Source organism: Conexibacter sp. CPCC 205762 (assembly GCF_030646155.1).
Lineage (GTDB): Bacteria > Actinomycetota > Thermoleophilia > Solirubrobacterales > Solirubrobacteraceae > Conexibacter.
Genome location: NZ_JAUTDN010000002.1, coordinates 340,077 through 361,588, shown reverse-complemented (window position 1 = coordinate 361,588; position 21,512 = coordinate 340,077). Strand labels below are relative to the sequence as shown.

Below are 21,512 nucleotides of genomic sequence, written 5' to 3'. Positions count from 1 at the left end.
CTGGGGCCGGCGCGGCCTGCGGCGCGGGCGCGGGGGCCTGCGGCGCGGGCGCGGGGGCCTGCGGCGCGGGGGCGAGTTTCGCCGGGGGCGGGGCGGCGACGGCGCCCTCGGCGAGGCGCGCCTCGAGGCGGTCGATGCGGGCGAGCAGCGCGCGGGTGGACGGGTCGACCTCGGGGGCGGCCGCCTTCACCAGCGCCAGCTCCAGCTGGATCCGCGCCTGCGCGCCGTTGGCGACGGCGTCGAGCGCGACCGACAGCAGGTCGAGCAGGCGCACGACGTCCTGTCTGCCGAGCGCGCCGGCCTGCGCCTCCAGCCGATCGTCGCGCTCGGGGGTCAGTCTCAGCTCGGTCGGCACGCCGCCGAGCACCTGCACCGCCAGCAGCTCGCGCGCCTGCTGCTCCAGCTCGCGGATCAGGCCGCCGGCGTCGCGGCCGGAGTCGACCAGCCGCGCGACCGCCAGCAGCGCCGCGCGCGCGTCGTGCGCGGCGACCGCGTCGACGGCGCCGAAGAGCGCCTCCGCGTCGGCCACGCCGAGCACCGCCAGCACGTCCTCGACCGTGATCCCCTCGGGCCCGCCGCCGCCGTACGTCGTCAGCTGCTCGAGCGTGCCGAGCGCGTCGCGGAAGGAGCCGGTCGCGTGGCGGGCGACGAGCGCGAGCGCCGCGTCCGGCACGACGATCCCCTCGGAGTCGGCCGCGCGCCGCAGCACGCCGCTGATCTCCTCGACGTTCGGGCGCGTGAAGTCGAAGCGGTGGCAGCGGTCGACGACCGTCGGCAGCACCTTGTTGGCCTCGGTCGTCGCGAGCACGAAGATCGTGTGCGGCGGAGGCTCCTCCAGCGTCTTCAGGAAGGCGTTCCAGGCCGCCGACGAGAGCATGTGCGCCTCGTCGAGGATGTAGACCTTGTAGCCGCCCGAGACCGGCGCGTAGGCGACCTTGTCGCGCAGCTCGCGGATGTCGTCGACCGAGTTGTTGGAGGCGGCGTCCATCTCGATCACGTCGAGCGAGCTGGCGTTCGCGATCGAGACGCACGACTGGCAGACGCCGCAGGGCGTCACCGTCGGGCCGCCGTTCTCGCAGTTGAGGCAGGCGGCGAGGATCTTCGCCATCGAGGTCTTGCCGGTTCCGCGCGAGCCGACGAACAGGTACGCGTGATGGACCTTGTCGCGCTCGACCGCGTTTCTCAGCGTGCGCACGACATGGGTCTGTCCCACCACGTCGGCGAACGAGCGCGGACGGTGGCGGCGATAGAGCGAGGGACCGGCAGACACGGACGTCTGAGTCTACCCACGGCAACGGCGCGGGAGAGGCCGCCCCGCCCCGTATGCTTGCGCCGTGCCAGAGCGCCTGCGAACGGGTGGGATCGTCCTCGTCCCCGCCCTCCCTGTGGTCGCGCTGCTGATCTACTGGGGAGCGCACGAGGGCGGCTACCAGCCGACGACGTGGATGCCCTCGGCGCTGCTCGTGCTCGGCCTGCTGGTGGCGGCGGCGATCGGGATCGGCTTCGACCGCATGCGCCTGTCGCGCCCGGCGCTGATCGCGGCCGGCGCGCTGGCGGCCTACACGGCCTGGTCGTACCTGTCGATCCTGTGGGCCGACTCGCCCGGCGACGCGCTCCAGGGCAGCGACCGCACGCTGCTGTTCCTGCTGCTGTTCGTGCTGTTCGCGCTGCTGCCGTGGCGCCTCTGGACGGCGCAGCTGACGCTGTCGCTGTTCGCGCTCGGGATCGGCGTGCTGGCGATCGTGACGCTGCTGCGGCTCGACGACGCCGCCGACGTCGTCGGGATCTTCACCGACGGCCGCCTGACCGCCCCGGTCGGCTACGTCAACGGCGCCGCCGCGCTCTTCAACATCGGCGCGCTGACGGCGATCGGGCTCGGATCGCGGCGCGAGCTGCCGTGGTGGGCGCGCGGGCCGCTGCTGGCCGGCGCGACCGCCGCGCTCTGCGTCGCCGTCCTGTGCGAGAGCCGCGGCTGGCTGTTCACGCTGCCGATGGTGGCGCTGCTGGCGGTCGCGCTCGTGCCGGGCCGCGTGCGGCTGGCGCTGTGGTCGCTGCCGCCGCTGGCGGGGACCGCGCTCGCGCTGCCGGCCCTGCTCGACGTCTTCTCGCGCTTCGACAGCCCGCCCGACCCGGCCGTCCAGCGGGCCGAGCTGATCGACGCGGCCGCGCACGCGCTCCACGTCGCGCTGCCGCTGATCGGCGGCGTGCTGGTCGTCGCGACCGTGCTCGCGCTGCTCGACGGTCGCGCGCATGTCCCCGCGCGCGTGAGCGGCGGCGCCAACCGCGTCGCGGCGGGGCTGGCGATCGTCGGGCTGATCGGCGCCGTCGGCGTCGGCCTGGCCGCGACCGACTTCCGCCCCGACCAGAAGATCGCCGACTACTGGGACCGCTCCAGCGGCTACCAGACGACCGACCCGGGCGCCTCCCGCTTCGGCGCCGTCGGCTCCAACCGGCCCGACTTCTGGCGCGTCTCGCTGAAGGCCTTCCGCGACCACCCGATCGGCGGCCTCGGCCAGGACAACTGGTCGCGCTTCTACCTGCTCGACCGCCGCAGCGGCGAACAGCCGAAGTGGACCCACAGCCTCGAGCTGCGGCTGCTTGCGCACACGGGGATCGTCGGCTTCCTGCTGTTCGCCGCCTTCCTCGGGGCCGTGCTGGCGGCCGCACTGCGCGGGCGCCGGCCGCGCACGGTCGCGCTGGAGACGAGCGCGGCGGCCGCGATCGCGGCGCTGCCGCTGGTCGTCTGGCTGGTCCACGGCTCGCTCGACTGGTTCTGGGAGTTCCCGGCGCTGAGCGGCCCCGCCTTCGCCTTCGCCGGCCTCGCGACCGCGCTGATGCGCCCCGCACCCGCGCCGGCCGCCGCCGCCACACCAGCCGCCGCCACACCAGCCGCCGTCGCACCAGCCGACGCCGCCGGACCGACCGGCGACGCGCCCACTTCTGTTCCTGCAAGAGATCGTGCAGCGCGCCGCCCGCTCGTGCTCGCGCTGACGGGCGCCGCCGCCCTGGCGGCGGTCGTCGCCGCGCTGGCGCTCGCGCTGCCGTGGGCGGCCGAGCGCGAGACGACCTCCGCCTCCGCCGACTGGATCCAGGACCCCGGCAAGGCGCTCGGCCAGCTCGACCGCGCCGAGTCGCTCAACCCGCTCAGCGCCAGAGCGTCGCTGACGGAGGGCGTGATCGAGCTGGAGCTGGGCCGCCCGCAGCAGGCCGAGGCGGCGTTCCGCCAGGCGATCGAGCGCGACTCCGGCGACTGGTTCGCCCACTTCGGCGCCGGCCTCGCGGCGGCCGCGGCCGGCGACGAGACCGCCGCGCGCGCCGACTACGCCGCCGCCCACGCGCTCAACCCCGACGACCCTTTGGTCGATGAGGCACTGAGACGCGTAGGAACGAGCAGACCACTCTCGTATACCGAGGCGTTCACGAGACTGCGCCAGGATGTTCAGAATCTGACAGGCAGCGGCTGACGGACGCGCAAACACGTAGTGACCAGGTATGAGCCAAAAGCCACACGGTTGTTCCTAAGAACCAACCGTGCTACTTTGAGGCGCAATTCGCCACTAATGCAAGCAATACGTAGGTTTGAGGCGCAACGAGCGCTTCGGCCGGCCAATACAAGGATGGGAAGGATTGGTTCGATGAAGCGACTGGCCTTGATCATGGCTGTTGTCGCCGTCGTCTTCACTGCTGCTGCGCCCGCTTACGCGGCCAGCTCCGTGGGCGACGCATACGGTGGAAACGGTGGCGGAATCCTCGGGGCGGTTGAGAACGGGGGCGGCAACTCCGGCGGTAACGGCGGTGGCAGTCAGCCCGCTTCGACCCCGGCTCCTGCGACGGTCCAGACGACCTCGGAGAGCACGCTCCCGTTCACGGGCCTCGACCTCGGTCTCCTGGCGATCGGCGGCATTGCGCTCGTCGGCGTCGGCGTCGGTCTGCGTCGTTTCGCGCGGCCGCTGAGCTGAGTCTCGACACCACCAGCACCACCACACCAGGAGCGGCGTTCTGCCGGACCTGAAGCTGAGAGCGAATGGGGAGGATGCGTGACCGGCGCATCGCTCCCCACAGCTCGTTCTGCAGCTGCCGCGGTCACGCGTGCGCGCGCGACGACGCGCCAGTCCTGGGAATGGCTCAACCTTCCGCGTCCTCCTGCCGAATAGCTCCCCAGAGCACTGTGGCCTCCACCATCGCCGAACAGCTTCGCGACGCGCTCGCCCAACCGTCGGCGACCGCCGTCGATGCGACGCTGCGGCGCAGACTGATCCGCCAGAAGCGGGTCCGCGCCTACCGCATCGCCGACGCCGCGATGCTGATCCTCGCGGTCACGGTCGCCGTGATCGCCTCGCCCGGGTCGGCGACGACCGGCGACTTCGTCTGGGGCGCGGTCTACGCGCTGCTGACGATCGTGATCCTCGAGACGCGCGGCTTCTACGCCCTGCGCCTGCACCAGTCGCCGTTCGACGTGATGGCGCGGATCTTCGCGGCCACCTCGATCGCCGCGATGGTGCTGACCTTCGCCCACACGCTGATCGACAACGAGCCGCAGCTGGCCGACCAGACGCTGCGGCTGTGGACCTTCGCGCTCGTCTTCCTCGGCGCCGGCCGGCTCGGCATCGCCTTCGACCGCCAGCGCGCGCTGCGGCGCGGCGAGACCGGCCTCAACACGCTGATCGTCGGCTCCGGCAGCGTCGGCCACCTGATCGCCAACCGCCTGATCGCGCGGCCCGAGCTGGGCCTCCGGCCGATCGGCTTCCTCGACAAGGACCCGCTGATCAACAACACGAAGGAGCAGGACGGGCTGCCCGTCCTCGGCGCCTCGTGGGACCTGCCGGAGGTCGTCCAGCGCTACAACGTCGAGCAGGTCGTCGTGACCTTCTCGACCGCCCCCCACGCCGTGATGCTGAACCTGATCCGGCGCTGCCGCGAGCTGGGCGTCGAGGTCGTCGTCGTGCCACGGCTGTTCGAGGAGGTCAACAACCGCGTCGAGGTCGAGCACCTCGGCGGCGTGCCGCTGCTGCGCGCCGCGACGGTCGACCCGAAGGGCTGGCAGTTCGCCGTCAAGTACGGCTTCGACCGTGTCGCCGCCGGCCTCGGCGTGATCGCGATCGCCCCGCTGCTGGCGGCGCTCGCGCTCGCGGTGCGGCTCAGCTCGCCGGGGCCGATGCTGTACCGCCAGCGGCGCGTCGGACTCGACGGCAAGGAGTTCGACATGTTGAAGTTCCGCTCGATGCGGCTCGCCGAGGAGAGCGACAGCACGGTCGTCTTCGAGCTGGCGCCCGGCGTCGCGCCCGGCGGCGTCGAGGGCGTCGACCGCCGCACGCGCGTCGGCGAGTTCCTGCGCAAGACCTCGCTCGACGAGCTGCCGCAGCTGTTCAACGTGCTGCGCGGCGACATGTCGCTCGTCGGCCCGCGCCCGGAGCGGACCAGCTACGCCCGCAACTTCGAGTCCCACATCTACCGCTACGGCGACCGGCACCGGGTCAAGTCCGGTCTGACCGGCTGGGCGCAGGTGCAGGGCCTGCGCGGGCAGACCTCGTTGACCGACCGGGTCGAGTGGGACAACTATTACATCGAGAACTGGAGCCTGCTGCTCGACCTGAAGATCGTCCTGATGACGATCCCGGCCGTGCTGCCGCGCTCCTCGAACGCGGGAGAATGATGCCGGAGCCCCAGCAGAGAACCAGTCCGCTCGAGCTCGACGTCGAGTCCGCGATCGAGCAGCTCGCCGCACGGACCACAACCGCGATCCGCGAGCTGGGGCGCCGCGGCGCCGTCGTCGCCGTCTCCGGCGGCGTCGACTCGGGCGTCGTCGCCGGTCTCTGCGTGCGCGCGCTCGGCCCCAGACGGGTTCTCTGCCTGCGGCTGCCGGAGAAGGACATCGGCAGCTCCTCCGCCGACCTCGGCCTCGAGCTGGCCGAGGCGCTCGGCACGCCGACCGCGGAGGAGTCGATCACGGCCGCGCTCGACGGGCTCGGCTGCTACAGACTGCGCGACGACGCGATCCGGATGGTCTTCCCGGACTACGAGCCGAGCTGGCGCCACAAGCTCGTGCGCTCGGCACCGACCGGCGCGATCATCGTCTTCTCGCTCGTCGTCGAGCGGCCCGACGGCACGACCGAGCAGCGCAAGATGGGCGCCGAGGCGTACCGCACGCTGATCGCCGCGACGAACATGAAGCAGCGCGTGCGCAAGCTGATCGAGTACACCTGGGCCGACCGGCTCGGCTACGCGGTGATCGGCACGCCGAACCTGCTCGAGTACGACCAGGGCTTCTTCGTCAAGGGCGGCGACGGCCTCGCCGACGTGAAGCCGATCGCGAGCCTCTACAAGACGCAGGTCTACGCGCTGGCGCGGGCGCTCGGGCTGCCCGAGGCGATCGCCTCGCGCGCGCCCACGACCGAGACCTTCTCGCTGCCGCAGTCGCAGGAGGAGTTCTTCTTCGGCCATCCGTACGATCGCATGGACCTGCTCGTGTGGGCCCGCGACAACGGCGTCGCGGCGGCCGAGGCCGGCGCGCTGACCGCCCTCGACGAGCAGCAGGCCGAGGCCGCCTACTGGGAGATCGACCGCCGCCGTGCGGCGACGAAGTACCTGCACGCCGAGCCGATCATCATCGACCCGCCGACCGCCGCCGGCTGAGATGTGCGGTCTTGCCGGCATCGTGCGCGCGGACCGCGGGTCCGAGGTCGCCGAAGGCGCGCTGCTGCGGATGGCGCGCTCGATCCGCCACCGCGGGCCTGACGGCTACGGCCTCGCCCGCGGCGACGGCGCGGGCTTCGTCTCGACGCGCCTGGCGATCTTCGACATACCGGGCGGCTGGCAGCCGATGCACGACGCCGAGCGCTCCTCGCTGCTGGTCTACAACGGCGAGGTCTACAACCACCCGGAGCTGCGCGCCGCGCTGAACCGCGACGGCGTCGCGACGACGACCACGAGCGACACCGAGGTCGTGCTGCGGCTGCTGGAGCGCGACGGGCTGGCGACGCTCGACCGCCTCAACGGCCAGTTCGCCTTCGCCTGGTGGCAGCCGCGCGAGCGGCGCCTGACGCTCGTGCGCGACCGCTTCGGCGTGCGCCCGCTGCACTGGGCGCTGCAGGGCGACGGCACGATCGTCTTCGGCTCGGAGGCGAAGGCGCTGTTCGCCTCCGGCGAGGTCGCCGCGACGCCCGACCTCGGCGGGATCGACGACGTCTTCACGACCTGGGGGCCGCGCGCCCCGCGCTCGCCGTTCGCCGGCGTCCAGCAGCTGCCGCCCGGCGGCCTGCTGGTGTGGGAGGACGGCCAGATCGTCGCCCAGCGCACGTGGTGGGAGCCGGCCTACGAGCAGGACGGCCAGCAGCCCGAGGATCTCGCGGAGCTGCTGGAGGACAGCGTGCGGCTGCGGCTGCGCGCCGACGTGCCGGTCGGCACCTACCTCTCCGGCGGGCTCGACTCCAGCCTCATCACCGCGCTCGCCCAGCGCGTCAGCGACCACGAGCTGCGGACCTTCTCGGTCGCCTTCCACGACCAGCACTACGACGAGCGCGGCTACCAGGAGCAGGTCGCGCAGACGCTCGGCACGCGCCACCACGTCGTCGAGGTCGGCCCGCGCGAGATCGCCGACGCCTTCCCCGACGTCGTCTGGCACGCCGAGACGCCGATGATCCGCACCGCCCCGGTGCCGCTGTCGCTGCTGGCGCAGGAGACGCGCCGGCAGGGGATCACGGTCGTCGCGACCGGCGAGGGGGCAGACGAGCTGTACTGGGGCTACGACCTCTTCAAGGAGACCGCGCTGCGGACGCTGCACCGGCAGGACCCGGCGCGGGCCGAGGCGCTGCTGGACGAGATCTACCCCTACGTCGAGGGCTCCGCGGCCCGCCGCGGACCCGCCTGGAAGCGCTTCTTCTTCGAGGCCGGCAGCGACGCCGACCCGCTCTTCTCGCACCAGACGCGGATCGCCGCGACCGCCGCCGTGAAGGCCTTCTACACGCCCGAGACGACCGCCGCGCTGGCCGCCGACGACACCCAGCAGCGGCTGCGCGACTCGCTGCCGCAGGCGTTCGAGCGCTGGAGCCCGCTGGAGCGCGCCGCCTACCTCGAGGTGACGACGCTGATGTCGCCGTACCTGCTCGCCGCGCAGGGCGACCGCGTCGCGATGGCGCACGGCGTCGAGGGCCGCTTCCCGTTCCTCGACCACCGCGTCTTCGCCCACTCGGTGCGGCTCGCCCCGGAGCGCAAGCTCGACGGGCTGCGCGAGAAGGCCGCCCTGCGCGACCTCGCCGCGTCGGTGCTGCCGGCCGAGATAGCGCAGCGCACGAAGCAGCCGTACCGCTCGCCGGAGGTGGCGCCGTTCTTCGGCGACCACGCGCCGGCGTGGGTGCAGGAGCGGCTGTCGGACGCCGCGCTGCGCGACGTCGGGATCTTCGACCCGGTCCGCGTCGGCGGCCTGCTGAGACGCTGCCGCGCCGGCAAGGCGACCGGATTCCGGGAGGGGATGGCGCTCGTCGGGGTACTCTCGACGCAGCTGTGGCACGAGCGCTACTGCGCCAGCGCCGACTACCCCGAGGAGACCGCGGCACCACGCGTCTCGATCGACCTGAGCACCGCACCGACGACCTGATCGCATCCAACGGAGAGCACTGACATGACAGACATCCAGCAGGCCCCGCTGGCCCAGGAGCTGCGCGACTACATCGCCGAGACGTTCCTGTACATGCACCCCGAGGTCGACCTCAAGGACGACGACCAGTTCCTCGAGCTGGGCGTGATCGACTCGCTCGGCTTCGTCGAGCTGGTCGACGAGGTGCAGACGCGCTACGGCATCACCGTCGACGACGTCGAGATCACGGAGGAGAACTTCGGCTCGATCGTCGCGCTCGTCGCCTTCATCGAGGCCAAGCGGGCGGCGTGACCCGCCGCGCGCTCGACGACGACCTGCGCGACGTCGCGCAGCGCGATCCCGAGCGCGAGGCGCTCGTCGTCGGCGATCGCCGGCTGACCTACGCGCAGCTCGACCGCGAGGTCGACCGCTTCGCCGCCGCGCTCCAGCAGCTCGGCGTCGCGCGCGGCGAGCGCGTCGCGATCGTGCTGCCCAACGGCGCCGAGGCGGCGGTCGCGATCTACGGCGTGCTGCGCGCCGGCGCCGCCTTCACGCCGCTGAACCCGACGATCAAGGCCGACAAGCTCGCCTACGTGCTGGCCAACTGCGACGCCGTCGCGGTCGTCTGCGACGCGCGGCTGGCGGCGCTCGTGCGCGCGGCGCGCGAATCCGCCCCGACGGTCGCCCACGCGATCGTCGCCGGCGCCAGAGACGGCGCGCTGCCCGACGCCGGCCCCGCGACCGTCGCCTTCGAGCAGCTGCTGGAGCAGGGTGGCGCGCCCGCCCACGGCGCGCTGGAGATCGACCTCGCCGCGATCATCTACACCTCCGGCTCGACCGGCGCGCCGAAGGGCGTCACGCTGACGCACCGCAACATGACGTTCGCGGCCGGCTCGCTGGTCGAGTACCTGGAGCTGACGCCGGCCGACCGCATCCTCTGCGTGCTGCCGCTGTCGTTCGACTACGGCCTCTACCAGCTGCTGATGAGCGTCCACGCCGGCGCGACGCTGGTGTTGGAGCGCGGCTTCACCTTCCCCGGCAAGGTCGTCGAGCTGCTGGAGCGGGAGCGGATCACCGGCCTGCCCGGCGTGCCGACCGTCTGGCAGGTGCTGACCGGCCTCAACGGCCTCGCCGAGCGCGAGCTGCCGCACCTGCGCTACCTGACGAACACCGCGGCGGCGCTGTCGGCGACGGCGATCGGGGCGATCCGCGCGACCTTCCCGCGCGCGCGGCTCTACTCGATGTACGGCCTGACCGAGTGCAAGCGCGTCTCCTACCTGCCGCCCGAGCAGCTCGACGCGCGGCCGACCTCGGTCGGGATCGCGATCCCCGGCACCGAGGTGTGGGTCGCCGGCGACGACGGCGAGCCGGTGGCAGCCGGCGAGGTCGGCGAGCTGCTGGTGCGCGGCGCGCACGTGATGCAGGGCTACTGGAACGCGCCCGAGGCGACCGCCGCGCGGCTGCGCCCCGGGCGCTGGCCGTGGGAGCGCGTGCTGGCGACCGGCGACCTCTTCCGCGCCGACGAGGAGGGCTACCTGTATTTCGTCGGCCGCACCGACGACATCATCAAGTCGCGCGGCGAGAAGGTCGCCCCGCGTGAGGTCGAGGAGGTCCTGCACGCGGCCGAGGGCGTCGCGCTCGCGGCCGTCGTCGGCGCGCAGGACCCGCTGCTCGGCTCCGCCGTCGTCGCCTACGTCGAGCCCGCGCCGGGCGCGAGCGTCGACCCCGCGCGGCTGCGGCGCCACTGCGCCGCCCACCTGGAGGACTACATGGTCCCGCAGCGGATCGTCGTCAGAGACGCCCTGCCGACGACGCCGAACGGGAAGATCGACCGCCTCGCGCTGAGCGAGAGCGCGACCGCGGACGCGAGCGCCGCCAGCGCGTGAGCCGCACGGCCTTCACACGCACGACGAGCGCCCTCGTCGCGCTCGACGCACCGCTCACCGGCGAATGGGAGCGGCTGCACGACGCCTGCGCCGCCTCCCCCTTCCTCCACCCCGGGCTCGTCACGCTGTGGGCGCAGGCGTTCGGTGCCGGCCCGGTCACGCTCGCGACCGTCCGCCGCGACGGCGAGCTGGTCGGCGCGCTGCCGCTGCTCAGACAGGGCCGCCGGCTCGTCTCGGCGGCCGACTGGCACACCGTCGAGACCGGCCTGCTGGCGCGCGACGCCGCCGCCGCGGCGGCGCTCGCCGCGACGCTGGCGCGCGCCCGCGCCGACCGGATCGAGCTGAGCTTCCTCGACCCGGCCGGCGCCGCGACCGTGCGCGCGGCCGCCCAGACGGCCGGCTACCGCGTCGAGGAGCAGCTGCAGATAGCCTCGCCCTACCTGGAGCTGAGCGGCGACTGGACGGCGTTCCAGGCAGCCCAGCCGCCGCGCCGGCGCAGAGACCGCGAGCGGTTGCGGCGGCGGCTCGGCGACCATGGCGAGGTCTCCGTCACGTTCGACGACGGCGCCGACGCGAGCACCCGCGCAACGATGCTCGACACGCTGCTGGAGCTGGAGGCGCAAGGCTGGAAGGCCGAGCGCGGCACCGCGATCGCGCAGCGCGCCGACACGACCCGCTACTACCGCGAGCTGGCCGGCTGGGCCGCGGCGCGCGGCTGGCTGCGGCTCGCCGAGCTGCGCGCCGGCGAGCGCGTCGTCGCCGCGACGCTGGTGCTGCAGGCGCATGGCGTCCGCTACGGCGTGAAGATGGGCTACGACCTGTCGCTGCGCAGAGCCGGCCCCGGCGTGCTGCTGCTGGAGGACGTCGTGCGGCAGGCGTTCGAGGAGCGGCTCAGCCGCGTCGAGTTCCTCGGCGGCGGCGACAAGTACAAGCGCGATCTGGCCAGCGGGATGCGCGACCGGATCGGGCTGCGCGCCTTCGCGCCGTCGGTCCGCGGTCGCGTCGACCACGCGCGCACGGTCCACGGCCCGCGTGTCGCGCGGCAGCTGCGGCGAACGCTGAGACGCCGGGAGGCGCAGATCTGATGCCGATCCGCCCGCTCGAACGCGCCGACGTCCCGGCCGCCGCGGCGCTCTTCCGCCGCACGATCCACGACGACTCCGCCCAGGCCGGGATCGAGCGGCTGTTCGAGGCGATCCTGTTCGACGACCCGTGGAGCGACCCGGAGCTGCCGTCGCTGGCCAGCGTCGACGACGAGGGCAGGCTGGTCGGCCTCTTCAGCCGCTGCACGCGCCGCTTCCTGCTCGACGACGAGCCGGTGCGGATCGCGATGCCGATCCACTTCTGCGTCGACCCCGAGGCGCGCGGCAGAGCGGTCGCCGCGCTGCTCGCGGCGCGCCTGCTCGGCGGCCCGCAGGACGCCTCCCACACCGACGGCGCCGACCTGCCGACGCGCAAGCTGTGGGGCGCGATGAAGGGCCACGCGCTGCAGCTCGAATCGCTCGAGTGGACGCGCGTGCTGCGGCCCGCCTCCTACTGGCAGGACCGCGTCGTCGGCCGGCGCGGCTCGCAGCGGCTGACGGCGGCCGCCCGCCGTCTCGCCGCGCCGCTCGACGGCCTCGCCGCGCGCGCCGCCGGCGAGCCGACCGAGGGGCTGCCCGACGGCGTCACCGACGCGCCGCTGACGCCGGCCGCGCTGGTCGCCGCGCGTGACGCCGTCAGCGGCTGGGCGCGGCTGCGGCCGGCCTACGACGAGCCGTTCGCCGCCTGGCTGCTGGAGCAGCTGGCGCAGACGACCTCCTACGGGCGGCTGGCGGCGCGGATCGTCACGCGCGACGGCGAGGTGCTCGGCTGGCACGTCGGGCTCGTCGAGCCGCACGGCGTCGCCGAAGCGCTGCAGATCGCCGCCAGACCGGAGGCGAGCGAGCTCGTCTTCGACGCCTTCCTGGCGCATGCCCGCGGGCTCGGCGCGGTCGCCGCGCGCGGGCGGCTGGAGGCGCCGCTGACCGACGCGATCACGCAGCAGCGCAGCGTCCTGCGGCGCGGCCACTGGGCGCTAATGCGGGCGCGCAGACAGGAGCTGCTCGACGCGACGCTGCTCGGCCAGGCGCTGCTGACGCGGCTGGACACGAACGTCTGGATGGACTCGCACGGGCGCTGAGCGCCCGCCGCGCGTCCGCCCTGCTCAGCTCGTCGCCAGCCGCGGCGCGGCGATCGCGCGCAGCCGCCGCAGGTCGTCTCTGGCGACCAGCAGCAGCATGCCGAGGTAGACGGCGACGCCGGCGAGCCCGCCCGCGACCAGCGCCAGCAGCGGCGAGCTGACGAAGTGCTCGATCGGGTACATCGCAGCCGCCATCACGAGCGCGCCGAACAGCGACGGCACGATCGGCGTGAGGCTTCTCAGCAGCGGCAGCTTCAGCACGCGCGCCGCGATCAGCGCCGTCGCCGGCAGCGCGACCAGCTGGATCGCCGTCGTCGCCTTCGCGACCGCCATGATCCCCTCGTCGGTCACGAACGCCAGCAGGATCACCAGCACGACCAGCGCCGGGACGGTGAACGCGACCATGATCCAGGCGCGGTTGGTGACCTTGAAGACCGTCCCGCAGGGGATCGCGAGCGTCGCGCAGAGGGCGTAGACGGTCAGCACCTGCATCACGTCGACCGAGGAGTCCCACTGGTCGCCGAACAGCACGTGGATCACCGGCCGCGCGAGGATGATCAGGGCGGCGGCGATCGGCAGCGTCAGCATCGCCGTGTAGCGCAGCGCGACGAGATAGGCCTCCCGCAGCCGTCTCTTGTCGACGGCGGCGTAGGCGGGGAACAGCACGTCGCCGGCGACGCTGGCGAGGTTCAGCACGATCAGCTCCGGCATCCGGAACGCGATCGAGTAGTAGCCGAGCGAGGCCGAGCCGAGCACGCGGCCGATGAAGAGGTAGTCGAGGTTGTAGGCGAGCACGGCGCCCATGTCGACGAGCGTCAGCATGCCGCCGAAGGCGAGCATGCTCTTGAGGTGGGCGCGCGTCAGCTGCGCGCGCGGGCGGAAGTCGACCAGCGCCCACAGCGTCAGCGTCGAGGCGACGGTGCCGCAGAGGAAGCCGATCGCGAGGCTCCAGGCGCCGGCGCCGCCGAGCGCCAGCCCGATCCCGACGACGCCGCGCACGACGACCTCGGTGATCTCGCTGAACGTCCGCACGCGGTAGTCGAGCTGCTTGCGCGCGAGCGCGTAGTGGGTCGCGCCGAGCGAGCGCACGAGGAAGGTCGCGCCCAGCACCGGCAGCATCGCCTTCAGCTCCGGCTCGTGGAAGAAGCTCGCCGCCAGCGGGCCGGCGGCGGCCGTCAGCAGCGTCAGCGTCAGGCCGATGATCACGCCCCAGCCGAAGGCCGTCTGCGCGCGCGCCTCGGCCTCGTGCTCCTCGCCGATGATCAGCGCCTGGCCGAGGCCGAGGTCCTTGACGGCGTCGAGGAAGACCATGAACGTCAGCGCGAGCGCGACGACGCCGAAGTCCGACGGCGTCAGCAGCCGCGCCAGGATCGCGGTCTGCACGAGCACGAGCATGCGCCCGCCGACATAGGCCCCGTAGGCCCACGCCATGCCGCGCAGCGTGCGCGTCGCAAGGCTGTGACCGCGCTCGCTCATGAATCCAGTATCGGCACGAGCGGAGAACGATATGACCTGCGCTGAGCCGACGCTGCCAGCCGGTAGAGTCCCGCCCGATCCGGCCATGGCAGACCTCCGCGTCCACGCGCTCATCGACTCGCTCACCTGGGGCGGCGCGGAGAGCCTCCTCGCAGATCTGGCCAGCGGCGCGCCGGCCGCCGGCATCGAGCTGACGGTCGGCTACATGCAGGAGGTCGACGGCTCACCCAACGCCGCCCGCCTGCGCGCCCGCGGCGTCGAGCCCGAGCTGGTCGGGATCGCCCGCCTGGTCGAGCCCTCCGCGCTGCGGCGCACGCGCGCGCAGCTCGCGCGGATCCGCCCCGACGTCGTCCACACGCACCTCGGCGTCGCCGACGTCCACGGCGGCCTCGCCGCCCGCTCGCTGGGGATCCCGTCGCTGTCGACGATCCACCTGATGGCCCAGCGCAGCAGCGGCGACCGCCGCAGGGACGTCAAGGAGAGACTGACGGCGGCGGTCCGGCGCCGCACCGCCGCGCGCGTGATCACCGTCTCGGAGGCGGCGCGTCGCAGCTACGTCGACGCCGGCTGGGACCGGCCCGACCACGTCGTCACCGTCCACAACGGGATCGCGCCCGACCCGCCGGCGGGCGCGCCGGCCGCGCTGCGGGCCGAGCTGGGGCTGGCGCCGGAGGACCTCGTGATCGGCATCGTCGCGGTGCTGCGGCCGGGCAAGGGCCACGACGTGCTCGTCGAAGCGGTGCAGCGGCTGCTGCCGCGCTTCCCGCGGCTGAGAGTGCTGGTGATCGGCGACGGGCCGGCGCTGCCGCAGATCCGCGAGCTGGTCGCGCCGCTCGGCGACGCCGCCAGGCTGCTCGGCCACCGCAGCGACGTGCCGGCGCTGCTGGGCGCGCTCGACGTGCTGCTGCACCCGACGCTGCAGGACGCCTTCCCGACCGTGCTGCTGGAGGCCGGCGAGGCGGGCACGCCGGTGATCGCGACCGCCGTCGGCGGGATCCCGGAGATCGTCGAGGACGGCGTCAGCGGGCTGCTGCTGCCGTCGCCGCCGAGCGCCGACGCGCTCGCGCCGCTGCTGGAGCGGCTGCTCGCCGACGGCGACGAGCGGGCGCGGCTCGGCGCGGCCGCGCGCGCCCGCTTCGACGCGCACTTCACCGCCGCCGCGTGGGCGAGCCGCCTGCGCGAGCTGTACGACGAGGTGCTGGCTGAGCGCTCGCTCAGCGGCCGCTGACGCGCACCCGCAGCGCGGCCGAGCGACGGCGGGCGCCGTCGCCGTCGAGCGTCTCGACGCGCAGCGAGCGGCTGCCGGCGCGCAGCCGGACGGTGAAGCTGACGGCCGCTCTGGGACGCCGCACGACGCGCACGACGCGGCCGTCGACGAGCAGCCGCAGCTGACGCGCCGAGGCGGCCTCGCGCAGCGACACGCGCACGACGACGGTGCCGTCGGCGCGCGCGCGGGCGCGCACGATCCGCGCCAGCGGCCGGCGCACCGGGCCCGCCCGCGGGACGTGCGGCGGGGTCACGTGCGGGGGAGCGACGTGCGGCGGCGGGTCGACGCGCGGCGGCTCGACCTTGGGCGGGACGACGACCGGCGGGTCGTCCACCGGCGGATCGGGCGGATCGGGCGGATCCGGAGGATCGGGCGGGTCCGGCGGCGGCGCCTTGACGACGACCGTGCGCGCCTGCGAGATCGCCTCGTTGCCGCGCGCGTCGTAGGCGCGTGCGGCAACGAGCAGCGGCCCGGCGACCGCCGGCGCACGCCACTCGACCCCGTACGGCGCCTCGGCGTCGCTGCCGACCAGTCTGTCGCCGACGTAGAAGTCGACGCGCGTGACGGCCGTGTCGTCGGAGGCGTCGGCCCACAGCTCCAGCTCGCCGCCGAACAGCACCTCGGCGCCGTCGGCCGGCTTCGTCAGCGTGACCTGCGGCAGCACGTGGTCATGCTCGACCGTGACCGTGCGCGGCGGCGAGACGCCCTCGTTGCCGAAGGCGTCGTAGGCCTTCGCGGTCAGCGCGACCGGCCCCTCCTGCTCGGGCGCGGTCCAGTCGGCCGCGTACGGCGCCTCGGCGTCGCTGACGATCAGCTCGTCGCCGGCGTAGAAGTCGACCCGCACGACGCCGACGGCGTCGCTCGCCTCCGCCAGCAGCATCAGCTCGGTGCCGTCGCGCACGGTCAGGTCGCTCGCGGGCTCGACGAGCGCCACCTGCGGCGCGACGTGGTCGTGCTCGACCGTCAGCGTGCGCGGATCCGACAGCGCGACGTTGCCGGCCTCGTCGGTCGCGCGCACGCGCAGGAGGTGGTCGCCCTCCGCGTCGGGCGCCTGCCACGCGGCCGTGTACGGCGCGTTCGCGTCCGCGGCGACGACCTCGCCGTCGACGAGGAACTCGACGCGCTCGACGCCGACGGCGTCGCTCGCCTCGGCGGCGAGCGCGACGGTCGAGCCGGTCAGCACCCTGTCGCCGTCCTGCGGGGCCGTCAGCGCGACCGCCGGCGGCGTCGTGTCGGCGCCGATCGCGAGCACCTGCGCGGTCGTGCGGACGCGCAGCTCGGGATCCTGCTCGATCCAGTCGAGCAGCGCGGCGAGCGTGTTCGTGCGGACGGCGTACTCGTCGGCGCCGGCGCAGCTGCCGCTGCAGAGGTCGTGGAAGACGAGCGGGATCCAGCCGCCTCTGGTGTCGCGCGCCCGCTCGATCACGTCTCTGTAGGCCGCCAGCGGCGTGTCGAGCCGCGGCTCGACGGCGCGCACGGTCATCGGCGAGGCCGGTCTCAGCGACTCGGAGTACTCGCAGCAGTCGGGCGGGAAGTCGAGCCCGCCGGTCGTGCGCCCGGTCATGTAGCCGCAGCCGGCGACGACGGCGCGCGACGCGGCGTCGAAGGCGCCGTGCGGGTAGGCGAAGTTGCGCGCGTCGAAGCCGTTGGCGAGCAGCGCGTCGCGGTCGTCGCAGACCTGCGTCAGCTTGTCGTCTCTCGACAGCGGCGGCAGCGCTCTGTGGTCGCGCGTGTGGCCGCCGATCTCGTCGCCGGCCGCCTGCAGCGCTCTCAGCTGCTCCCAGCTCATGTAGCCGGGCTGGCCGAGCTTGCCGGTGTTGACGTAGTAGGTGCCGGCGACGCCGCGGTCGGCGAGCACGTCGTGGTGCTCGAACTGCGACCGCAGGCCGTCGTCGAAGGTCAGCGAGACGTACGTGCGCGCGGCCGTCGCGTCGCCGGCCGCGCACAGCAGTGCGAGGAACACCAGCGCCATCCCCGGCAGCAGCCGGGCCCAGATCCGAACCTGCACCATCGACCGGCTATCTGATCGTGACGGTGCGGCTGACCGAGCGCGCGACGTTGCCGGCTCTGTCGTAGGCGCGCGCGACGATCGTCGCCGGCGACGTGCTCGTCGAGGCGTCCCACGTGACGCTGTAGGGGTCCGAGCTGTCTCTGCCGACGACGACGTCGTTGACGAGGAACTCGACGTAGGCGACGGAGACGTTGTCGATCGCGTCGGCGCTGATCGTCACCGGCCCCGGGCTGACGGTCGCTCTGTCGGCTGGCGCCGTCAGCTCGAGGTACGGCAGCGTTCTGTCGCCGAGCGCGAGCACCTCGGCCGTGTTCTTGACGGCGATGTCCGGCTGCGTGTCGATCCAGTCGAGCACGGCGTCGAGCGTCGTGACGTTGACGGCGTAGCTGTCGAAGCCGGTGCAGCTGCCGGTGCAGAGGTCGTGCATGACGAAGTTGACCCAGCCGCCGCGCGTCGTGCGGGCTCTGTCGATCGCGTCCTCGAAGGTCGCCGCGGTCGTGCTCGCGCGCGGCTCCAGCGCGCGCAGGCCGAACGGGTCTCTCGGTCCCATCGTCTCGGCGAAGACGCAGCAGGGGTCGCCGTAGTCGAGGCCGCCGGTCGTGCGCGCGGTCGTGTAGCCGCAGCCTCTGACGACGCCCTTGGCGGTCGCGTTGGTGAGGCCGTTGGGATAGGCGAACGCGGTGATGCTGTAGCCGTGGCCGTTGATCGCCGTGCGGTCGTCGCAGACCTGCGTTCTCATGTCCGGCTCCGACAGCGACGTCAGCGCTCTGTGGTCGAGCGTGTGGCCGCCGATCTCGTGGCCGGCGTCGGAGAGCGCTCTGACGTCGCTCCAGCTCATGTAGCCGCTCGTGCCGATGCGGTTGCTGTTGAGGAAGTAGGTCGCGTGCACGCCGTGGTCGCTCAGCACCGAGCGCTGCGCGTACTGCGAGGCGAGCCCGTCGTCGAAGCCGAAGGTGACGTACGTCGTGACGGGGACGGAGTGCGTCACCGTGACGGTGTGCGCCGTCGCGGTCGCGTTGTTGCCGGCGCCGTCGTAGGCCTTCGCGGTGATCGTCGCCGAGGAGCCCGCTCTGGTCGAGTCCCACGACAGCTCGTACGGCGAGCTGGTGTCGCTGCCGACGACGTTGCCGCCGACGAGGAAGTCGACTCTCGTGACGCCGGTGTCGTCGCTCGCGCTCGCGGTCAGCGAGACGGTGCCGCTGACGGTCGCTCTGTCGGCCGGCGCCGTCAGCGAGACGGTCGGCGCGGTCGTGTCCGGCGGCGGGCCTCTGCCGAGCGCCTCCGCCGTCGACTTGACCGACACGTCCGGCTGCGTCTCGATCCAGTCGAGCAGGCCGTCGAGCGTCGCCGCGCTTATCGCGTCGTCGTCGTAGCTGGAGCAGTCGTTGGTGCAGATGTCGTGCAGGACGATGTCGATCCAGCCGCCGGAGCCGTCCTGGGCGCGGTCGATCACGTCGGTGATGTCCGACAGGTCGGTGTCGAGCCGCGGCTGGATCGCGCGCACCGCGAAGGCGTTTCTCGGCGGCAGCGACTCCGAGTACTCGCAGCAGTCGGGCGGGAAGTCGAGCCCGCCGTAGGTGCGCGCGGTCTCGTAGCCGCAGTCGGAGACGACTCTCTGCACGGCCGAGTTGGTCGAGCCGCCGGGGTAGGCGAAGCTGATCGCGGTGTAGCCGGCGGTCGTCAGCGCCGTGCGGTCGTCGCAGACCTGTCTGATCTGGTCGCTTCTCGACAGCGGCGGGAGCGATCTGTAGTCGAGCGTGTGGCCGCCGGCCTCGTTGCCGGCGTCGACCAGCGCTCTCAGCTGCGTCCACGTCATCCGCCCGCTGGTGCCGAGCTTGTTCGTGTTGACGAAGTAGGTCGCGTGGACTCTGTGGTCGGAGACGACCGACCGCTGCGCGTACTGCGAGGCGAGGCCGCCGTCGAAGCCGAGCGTGACGACCGTTCTCGCCGCCTGCGCCGCGCTCGCGCAGGCGAGCAGCGTCGCGATCAGCGCAACGAGCAGCGTCGCGATACGGCTGGGGCTGTTGCGGGTCGCGTGTGGTCGCATCCGTACGGCCAATTCGGCGTGCCTGGAATCACACCGAGAAAGTGACGAACCGTGAGGATACCTTCTCGTAGTTCACCCTGGGGAGAACTTTTCGTCCACTCTGGCGAACAGCTGCGGCAGTGACAGTGTCGCGCGCAGGCGCGGGACGTCCATCGCCGGGCCGACGTGGACCCGCGGCACGTCGAGGCGGTCGAGCGCGCGACCGCCCGCGTAGCCGCCGTAGAAGCTGAAGGCCAGCTCGACGCCGCGCTGCTCGAGCAGCGCCCGCGTCTGATCGCTGAAGGCGTCCCGCGAGCCGACCGGGTAGGAGAACCAGCGCATCGGCTCCTGCAGCCGCTCGCGCAGGCGCGCGGCGCAGCCGTCGATCTCCTCCGCCTGGCGCTCGAGCGGGACACGCGCCAGCAGCGGATGGGTGACGGTGTGGCCGCCGATCGTCATGCCGCCGTCGCGCAGCTCGCGCGCGTGGTCCCACGTCATCCAGGTGCCGGCGACGTCGTCGGGGCCGCAGCGGCCGGCGCCGGTCGCCTCGGCCAGGAAGGCGAGCCAGGCCTCGGCGCGCTCGGCCGGCAGCGCCTTGTAGACGCGCACCAGCCGCGCCGCGGCCGCGTCGGCGTCGCCGCCGCCGGGCGGCAGCGCGACCGGCTCGCCGAGCCACTCGCCGGCGGGGACGGCCGCCGCCGTCGCGCGCCGCGTCATCCAGGCGATCTCGTCCCACCAGGCGGCGTGCGGCGCGTCGAGGAAGCCGGTCGCGAGGAAGAAGGTCGCCGTCAGGCCGTGCGCGCGCAGCAGCGGGAAGGCGATCTCGCGGTTGTCGCGGTAGCCGTCGTCGAAGGTCAGCAGCACGTGCCGGCCGCGCCCGCGGCCGACCAGCTCCGGCACGTCGGCCGGCCCGACGACGTCGGCCTCGCGCGCGAGCAGTCTCAGCTGCGCGTCGAAGCGCTCGGCGGTCGCGCTCCAGAGCGTGCGGTCCCACGGCTCGGCGGAGGCGTCGCCGACGCGGTGGTAGTTGAGCACCAGCACGCCGTGCCAGGTCGGCAGCCGCCGCAGCAGCCCGCGCAGCGGCGGCCGATCGAGCAGCGCCGCGACGCGCTCCGAGCGCGACGCCATCAGGCCCCGGCGGGCGCGGGCGCGGCGGCCGGCGGCGCGACGGCGTCGTCACGCACGCCGATCACCGGCGGCTTGCCGGTTCTGCCGGTGTGCTTCGAATCGGGCCAGGCGCGGAAGCCGAGCCTGCGCAGGTCCGCGACGCAGTCCTCGACGCCGTAGGGCTCGTGCACCTCGACCTTGATCGAGCGCACGTGACGGGCCCAGCCGGTCTGCTCGCGCAGGACGCGCTGCTCGGCGCCCTCGATGTCCATCTTCACGTAGTCGACGATCGCGCCGCCGCCGTGCTGCGCCAGCAGCGTGTCGAGGCTGAACGCCGGCACGGTGTCCTCGGCACCGGTCGGATCGGCGTCCTCGTCGATGTGGAACGACAGCTCGTCGCCGCCGTCGCGCGCGTAGCGGACCTCGCCGTCGTGGATCCAGACGGCGGCGTTGAGCAGCTCGGCGCGCGGCGTCCACGGCGCGATGTTGGTGCGGCACAGCTCGGCGTTCTCGCCGTCCAGCTCGACGCCGATCACGCGCGCCTGCTGGCAGACGGTCGCGAGGTGGGCCATCGAGCTGCCGACGTTGGCGCCGAGGTCCCAGATCAGCCGCACGCCCGCCGGGTCGATCTCCGGCGGCGGCAGGTGGTCGGCCGGCAGGAAGGTGTCGGGCAGCGCCCACACGTCGGCGGTGCCGGAGCGGATGCGGAAGCGCTCGCCGCCGAGCGGCCGCAGCCGCAGCTCGACGAGCTGCCTGGGCCCGCTCGGTCTGGTCGCCAGCCAGCGCCGCAGCGAGGCGACGTCGGAGCAGATCGCGGCGCCCTCGATCAGGCGCGCGACGCGATAGGGCGCGCGCGAGCGGACGTCCTCCCACGCGTGCGCGGTGAGCAGACGACTTCCGAGCGTTCGCGTGGAAGCCGGTGCCATGGGCGGCACGATACTGCACGACACCGCCGACCCGCCAACGCTGCGGGAGCGCAACCGCCGCTCGGCTACCGTGTTCGGAG

The 21,512-nt window shown here is 73.5% G+C and carries 16 protein-coding genes; 10 read left to right on the top strand and 6 right to left on the bottom strand.

The annotated features are described in order from the left end of the window. Positions 1-1,270 (bottom strand): DNA polymerase III subunit gamma/tau (gene dnaX / locus Q7L73_RS03790; RefSeq protein ID WP_304715484.1); only part of this gene is annotated, 1,270 nt, incomplete at its 3' end. Between the two features lie 64 nt (positions 1,271-1,334). On the opposite strand from dnaX, the gene Q7L73_RS03785 reads away from it, so the two are divergent. The 9 genes from Q7L73_RS03785 to Q7L73_RS03745 all read left to right on the top strand — a co-directional run bounded on the left by Q7L73_RS03785 (position 1,335) and on the right by Q7L73_RS03745 (position 12,619). Then, positions 1,335-3,464 (top strand): tetratricopeptide repeat protein, encoded by a 2,130-nt coding sequence (locus Q7L73_RS03785; protein ID WP_304686588.1) that lies wholly within the window; start codon positions 1,335-1,337, stop codon positions 3,462-3,464. 171 nt (positions 3,465-3,635) lie between these two features. Then, positions 3,636-3,959 (top strand): hypothetical protein, encoded by a 324-nt coding sequence (locus Q7L73_RS03780; protein ID WP_304686587.1) that lies wholly within the window; start codon positions 3,636-3,638, stop codon positions 3,957-3,959. 209 nt (positions 3,960-4,168) lie between these two features. Next, complete coding sequence (locus Q7L73_RS03775; RefSeq protein WP_304686586.1) at positions 4,169-5,653, top strand: sugar transferase; 1,485 nt, start codon at positions 4,169-4,171, stop codon at positions 5,651-5,653. Further along, positions 5,653-6,633, top strand: a complete 981-nt coding sequence (gene nadE, locus Q7L73_RS03770) for an NAD(+) synthase (protein WP_304686585.1) — start codon at positions 5,653-5,655, stop codon at positions 6,631-6,633. Before Q7L73_RS03775 ends, nadE begins: the two co-directional genes overlap by 1 nt. Position 6,634: 1 nt before the next feature. Next, positions 6,635-8,593 (top strand): asparagine synthase (glutamine-hydrolyzing), encoded by a 1,959-nt coding sequence (asnB, locus tag Q7L73_RS03765; RefSeq protein WP_304686584.1) that lies wholly within the window; start codon positions 6,635-6,637, stop codon positions 8,591-8,593. A 24-nt stretch (positions 8,594-8,617) separates the two neighbouring features. Further along, the gene (locus tag Q7L73_RS03760; RefSeq protein ID WP_304686583.1) at positions 8,618-8,884 is read left to right on the top strand and encodes an acyl carrier protein; all 267 of its coding nucleotides are present in this window, start codon (positions 8,618-8,620) and stop codon (positions 8,882-8,884) included. Continuing rightward, positions 8,881-10,458: a class I adenylate-forming enzyme family protein gene (locus Q7L73_RS03755; RefSeq protein WP_304686582.1), complete on the top strand. Its 1,578-nt coding sequence runs from the start codon at positions 8,881-8,883 to the stop codon at positions 10,456-10,458. Before Q7L73_RS03760 ends, Q7L73_RS03755 begins: the two co-directional genes overlap by 4 nt. Next, positions 10,455-11,543, top strand: a complete 1,089-nt coding sequence (locus tag Q7L73_RS03750) for a GNAT family N-acetyltransferase (protein WP_304686581.1) — start codon at positions 10,455-10,457, stop codon at positions 11,541-11,543. Before Q7L73_RS03755 ends, Q7L73_RS03750 begins: the two co-directional genes overlap by 4 nt. Continuing rightward, positions 11,543-12,619, top strand: a complete 1,077-nt coding sequence (locus Q7L73_RS03745) for a hypothetical protein (RefSeq protein WP_304686580.1) — start codon at positions 11,543-11,545, stop codon at positions 12,617-12,619. The genes Q7L73_RS03750 and Q7L73_RS03745 overlap by 1 nt, the downstream gene beginning before the upstream one ends. Before the next feature lie 24 nt (positions 12,620-12,643). Here Q7L73_RS03745 and Q7L73_RS03740 read toward each other — a convergent pair whose 3' ends face one another. Beyond that, complete coding sequence (locus tag Q7L73_RS03740) at positions 12,644-14,095, bottom strand: lipopolysaccharide biosynthesis protein (protein ID WP_304686579.1); 1,452 nt, start codon at positions 14,093-14,095, stop codon at positions 12,644-12,646. 85 nt (positions 14,096-14,180) lie between these two features. On the opposite strand from Q7L73_RS03740, the gene Q7L73_RS03735 reads away from it, so the two are divergent. After that, positions 14,181-15,323 carry a glycosyltransferase family 4 protein gene (locus tag Q7L73_RS03735; protein WP_304686578.1) on the top strand — a complete coding sequence of 381 codons (1,143 nt, stop codon included), beginning with the start codon at positions 14,181-14,183 and terminating at the stop codon, positions 15,321-15,323. Here Q7L73_RS03735 and Q7L73_RS03730 read toward each other — a convergent pair. From Q7L73_RS03730 to Q7L73_RS03715, 4 genes are all read right to left on the bottom strand, one after another. Next, positions 15,310-17,373 carry an Ig-like domain-containing protein gene (locus tag Q7L73_RS03730; RefSeq protein WP_304686577.1) on the bottom strand — a complete coding sequence of 688 codons (2,064 nt, stop codon included), beginning with the start codon at positions 17,371-17,373 and terminating at the stop codon, positions 15,310-15,312. The genes Q7L73_RS03735 and Q7L73_RS03730 overlap by 14 nt on opposite strands. A gap of 7 nt (positions 17,374-17,380) precedes the next feature. Then, positions 17,381-19,420, bottom strand: coding sequence for a polysaccharide deacetylase family protein (locus tag Q7L73_RS03725; RefSeq protein WP_304686576.1), 2,040 nt, complete (start codon positions 19,418-19,420; stop codon positions 17,381-17,383). A 72-nt stretch (positions 19,421-19,492) separates the two neighbouring features. Next, positions 19,493-20,527 carry a polysaccharide deacetylase family protein gene (locus Q7L73_RS03720; protein ID WP_304686575.1) on the bottom strand — a complete coding sequence of 345 codons (1,035 nt, stop codon included), beginning with the start codon at positions 20,525-20,527 and terminating at the stop codon, positions 19,493-19,495. Next, the gene (locus Q7L73_RS03715) at positions 20,527-21,432 is read right to left on the bottom strand and encodes an FkbM family methyltransferase (RefSeq protein WP_304686574.1); all 906 of its coding nucleotides are present in this window, start codon (positions 21,430-21,432) and stop codon (positions 20,527-20,529) included. Before Q7L73_RS03715 ends, Q7L73_RS03720 begins: the two co-directional genes overlap by 1 nt. Positions 21,433-21,512: the final 80 nt, after the last annotated feature.